General features: G+C 67.9%; 4 protein-coding genes. 3 read left to right on the top strand and 1 reads right to left on the bottom strand.

Translation table 11 applies throughout. From position 1 onward, the window contains the following. Positions 1-90: 90 nt before the first annotated feature. Both ACFDTC_RS03170 and ACFDTC_RS03165 read left to right on the top strand, forming a co-directional pair. Complete coding sequence (locus ACFDTC_RS03170) at positions 91-774, top strand: DsbA family protein (RefSeq protein ID WP_375257416.1); 684 nt, start codon at positions 91-93, stop codon at positions 772-774. After that, positions 771-1892: a CaiB/BaiF CoA transferase family protein gene (locus ACFDTC_RS03165; RefSeq protein ID WP_375257415.1), complete on the top strand. Its 1122-nt coding sequence runs from the start codon at positions 771-773 to the stop codon at positions 1890-1892. Before ACFDTC_RS03170 ends, ACFDTC_RS03165 begins: the two co-directional genes overlap by 4 nt. A gap of 129 nt (positions 1893-2021) precedes the next feature. Here the strand turns inward: ACFDTC_RS03165 and ACFDTC_RS03160 are convergent, their stop codons facing one another. After that, entirely contained in the window at positions 2022-2675 is a 654-nt protein-coding gene (locus ACFDTC_RS03160) for a peroxiredoxin (RefSeq protein ID WP_375257414.1), read from the bottom strand. A 160-nt stretch (positions 2676-2835) separates the two neighbouring features. On the opposite strand from ACFDTC_RS03160, the gene ACFDTC_RS03155 reads away from it, so the two are divergent. Continuing rightward, positions 2836-3896, top strand: a 1061-nt coding sequence (locus tag ACFDTC_RS03155; protein ID WP_375257413.1) for an aldehyde dehydrogenase family protein, incomplete at its 3' end; no start/stop codon positions are given.

The following is a 3896-nucleotide window of genomic DNA, read 5'->3' as shown; positions in this document are numbered from 1 at the left end:
GCCAATGCGCGCCGCAACCCGCACCCGGGCCTCTGCGCCCGACCGCAAACAGGGCGCCCGGCGCCCGCAGGCAGGAAAGTGAGACGAGGCATGAACACGAAAATCTCCGCAGTGGCGCTCGCCGCGGCAATCGTCGGCGGCGGCTGGTGGGTCGCCGGACAGGGCACAGCCCCCGATGCGACGATCGCGCTGCCCGGCGCCGCCTCGGCCCAGGAGGCGACGGACACCGAGACCGCGAGCGAGACCGCCGAGATCACCGAGATGACCCTCGGCGCCGAGGACGCGCCGGTCGAGGTGATCGAATACGCTTCGTATACCTGCCCGCATTGCGCCGCCTTCCACGAGGACGTCTTCCCGCAGATGAAGGAGGACTACATCGACACCGGCAAGGTCCGCTTCACCTACCGCGAGGTCTACTTCGACAAGTACGGCATGTGGGCCAGCTTGGTCGCCCGCTGCGGCGGCGAGGAGCGGTTCTTCGGCATCACCGACATGATCTACGACACGCAGGGGTCGTGGTCGCGCGCCGGGTCGGATGCCGCCATCGCCGACGAGCTGCGCAAGATCGGCCGTATGGCCGGCCTCGACAACGAGCAGCTGGAAAGCTGCCTGACCGACGCGGGACAGCTGCGCGGGCTGGTTGAATGGTACCAGGCCAACGCCGAGGAACATAACGTGCGCGCCACACCCACCTTCGTGATCGACGGCGAGACCTACTCGAACATGAGCTACGCCGAGTTCTCGGACATCCTGGACGAGCGTCTGGGCGAATGAGCTCGGCGCCGCGCGGACCCCTCGAAGGGGTCCGGGTGATCGAGCTCGCGCGGATCCTGGCCGGCCCCTGGGCCGGTCAGACACTGGCCGACCTCGGTGCCGACGTCCTCAAGATCGAAAGTCCGCAAGGCGACGACACACGCGCCTGGGGCCCGCCGTTCATCGAGCGGGACGGCGACCGGTCGGCCTCGTATTTCCATTCCTGCAACCGCGGCAAGCGGTCGGAAGTGGTCGACTTGGCCAGTGCTGAAGGCCAAGAGCGCATGCGCGAGCTGATCGCGGATGCCGACATCCTGATCGAGAACTTCAAGGTCGGCGGCCTGAAGAAGTACGGCCTCGATTACGCCGGCGCGTCAGAGGTCAACCCGGGCCTGATCTACTGCTCGATCACCGGCTTCGGGCAGGACGGTCCCTACGCGCACCGCGCGGGCTACGACTATATCATCCAGGGCATGTCGGGCCTCATGTCGATCACCGGCGAACCCGACGGCCAGCCGCAGCGCGCCGGCGTCGCGGTTACCGACCTCTTCACCGGGCTCTATTCCGTCTCGGGCATCCTCGCGGCGCTGCACCAGCGGCACCGCACCGGGCGCGGCCAGCACATCGACATGAGCCTGCTCGACTGCGCGGTGTCGGCCACCGCGAACCAGGCGCTGAACTATCTCAGCACCGGCACGCCGCCGGGGCGCACGGGCAACTACCACCCGAACCTGACACCCTACCAGGTGTTCGACTGCGCCGACGGCCACATCATCATCGCGACCGGCAACGACGCGCAGTACCAGCGGCTCTGCCGCCTGCTGGGCCTCGACGACATGGCCGAGGACCCGGCCTACCTGCGCAACGCCGAGCGCGTCGCCAACCGCGAGGCGATGATCGCCCGGCTGATGGCCGAAACGCGCAAACGCACCAAGGCCGACCTGCTGCACGGCTGCGAGGTTCAGGGCATTCCCGCCGGCCCGATCAACGACATGGCCGAGGTCTTCGCTGACCCGCAGGTCGCGGCGCGCGGCCTGCGCATCGCGCCTCAGGGCGTGCCTGGCGTGCGCGCGCCCTTTCGCTTTTCCGACGCGGATCTAGTGCTCGACCGTCCCGCGCCGAAACTGGGCGAGGGCTGACCGCTTCTTTGGTCGCCCAATATCCCGGGGGAGCCGCCGTCAGGCGGCGGGGGCAGAGCCCCCTCTACCCTCGAAAAGGAAACGGGCGCCCCGAAAGGCGCCCATCCACACCATTCCGGTGAAGCCCGCTCAGGCCGGCAGCTTGGCCGTCCGCAGGTAAGGCAGCACGGTGTCGATCTTGCCGTACTTGGCGATCGCGTCCTCGTCGCTGACCGCCACGGGCACGATCACGTCCTGCCCGACGGTCCAGTCAGCGGGCGTCGCGACGCCCTCGCGGCTGGTGGTCTGCAGGGCGTCGAGCGCGCGCAGCACCTCGCCGAAGTTGCGGCCCACGGTCATCGGGTAGGTCATCGACAGCTTCAGCTTCTTGTCGGGCCCGACGATGAACACGACGCGCACGGTGGCCGAATCCGCCGGCGTGCGCCCGTCGGGCAGCACGTATTCCGCCGGCAGCATGTCGAAGGCCTTGGCCATCTCGAGCCCGTCATCGGCGACGATCGGGAAATCCGGGGCCGCGCCGCCGGCCTTCTCGATGTCGGCTTTCCACTTCTTGTGGTCCTCGACCCCGTCGACCGAGATGCCCAGCACCTTGGTGCCGCGCTTCTTCCATTCGTCCGACAGCCGCGCCACCGCGCCGAACTCGGTCGTGCAGACCGGGGTGAAGTCCTTGGGGTGCGAAAACAGGATCGCCCAGCTGTCGCCGATCCAGTCGTGAAGGTTGAATTCGCCCTGGTCGGTCTTGACCGACATGTCCGGGATCGTGTCGTTGATACGAAGCGCCATGTCCTTGTCCTCTCTTCGGATGGCGGCGGATCGCGCCGCTTTCCCTGTTCAGATACGTTCCGGAAACGCGTTGTAAACCCCGCCTTGCGGGCGCATGGGCGCGGTGACACAGTATCGGCCAACGTCCCGGCCCCCGCGCCGGCAGCAAGGAGGGTACATCATGCAAGAGCGCAAGCAATTCTATATCGACGGCCAATGGGTCGATCCGAAGGACGGCCGCGACCATGCGGTCATCGACCCCTCGACCGAAGACGTCTGCGCCACGATCAGCCTCGGCGGGCAGGCCGACACCGACGCCGCCGTCGCCGCCGCCAAGGCCGCGCTGCCGGGCTGGATGGCCACCCCGGTCGAGCAGCGCATCGCCGCGCTGGAACGCGTCTTCGAGGTCTACAAGACCCGCGCCGAGGATCTGGCCCAGGCGATGAGCCTCGAGATGGGCGCGCCGATCGACCTGTCGCGCGCGTCCCAGGTCGGCGCCGGCGTCGCACACCTCAAGGGCTTCATCCGCGCGGCAAAGGAATTCCCTTGGGAGGCGCCGCTTTCCGAGAAATTCCAGTCCACCCGCATCATCCACGAGGCGGTGGGCGTCTGCGCGATGATCACGCCGTGGAACTGGCCGATGAACCAGATCACGCTGAAGGTCGGCGCGGCGCTGGTGGCGGGCAACACGATGGTGTTGAAACCGTCCGAGGAATCGCCGCTCAACGCGATCATCTTCGCCGAGATCATGCACGAGGCGGGCTTGCCCAAGGGCGTGTTCAACCTGGTGAACGGCGACGGCGCGGGCGTGGGCTCGCAGCTGTCCTCGCACCCCGACGTGGACATGGTCAGCTTCACCGGCTCGACCCGCGCGGGCAAGCTGATCTCGAAGGCCGCGGCCGACACGCTCAAGCGCGTGCATCTCGAACTGGGCGGCAAGGGCGCGAACCTCGTCTTCGCCGATGCCCGCGACGACGCCGTGAAGTGGAGCGTCACCGAGATGATGGAGAACAGCGGCCAGTCCTGCAACGCGCCCTCGCGCATGCTGGTCGAAGCGTCCGTCTACGACCGCGCCGTGGAAGAGGCCGCGAGCGTCGCCAAGTCGATCGAGGTCGGCCCGGCGTCCAAGGAAGGCCCGCATATCGGCCCCGTGGTGAACAAGGTCCAGTGGGACAAGATCCAGGACCTGATCCAGAAGGGCATCGACGAGGGCGCGCGCCTGGTCGCCGGCGGCCCCGGCCT

The sequence above is a fragment of the Citreimonas sp. genome (assembly GCF_042096055.1).
In the GTDB taxonomy this organism is placed as follows: Bacteria; Pseudomonadota; Alphaproteobacteria; order Rhodobacterales; family Rhodobacteraceae; genus Citreimonas.
Note: the sequence above shows the minus strand (reverse complement) of the source record. Positions and strands in the feature narration are given on the sequence as shown.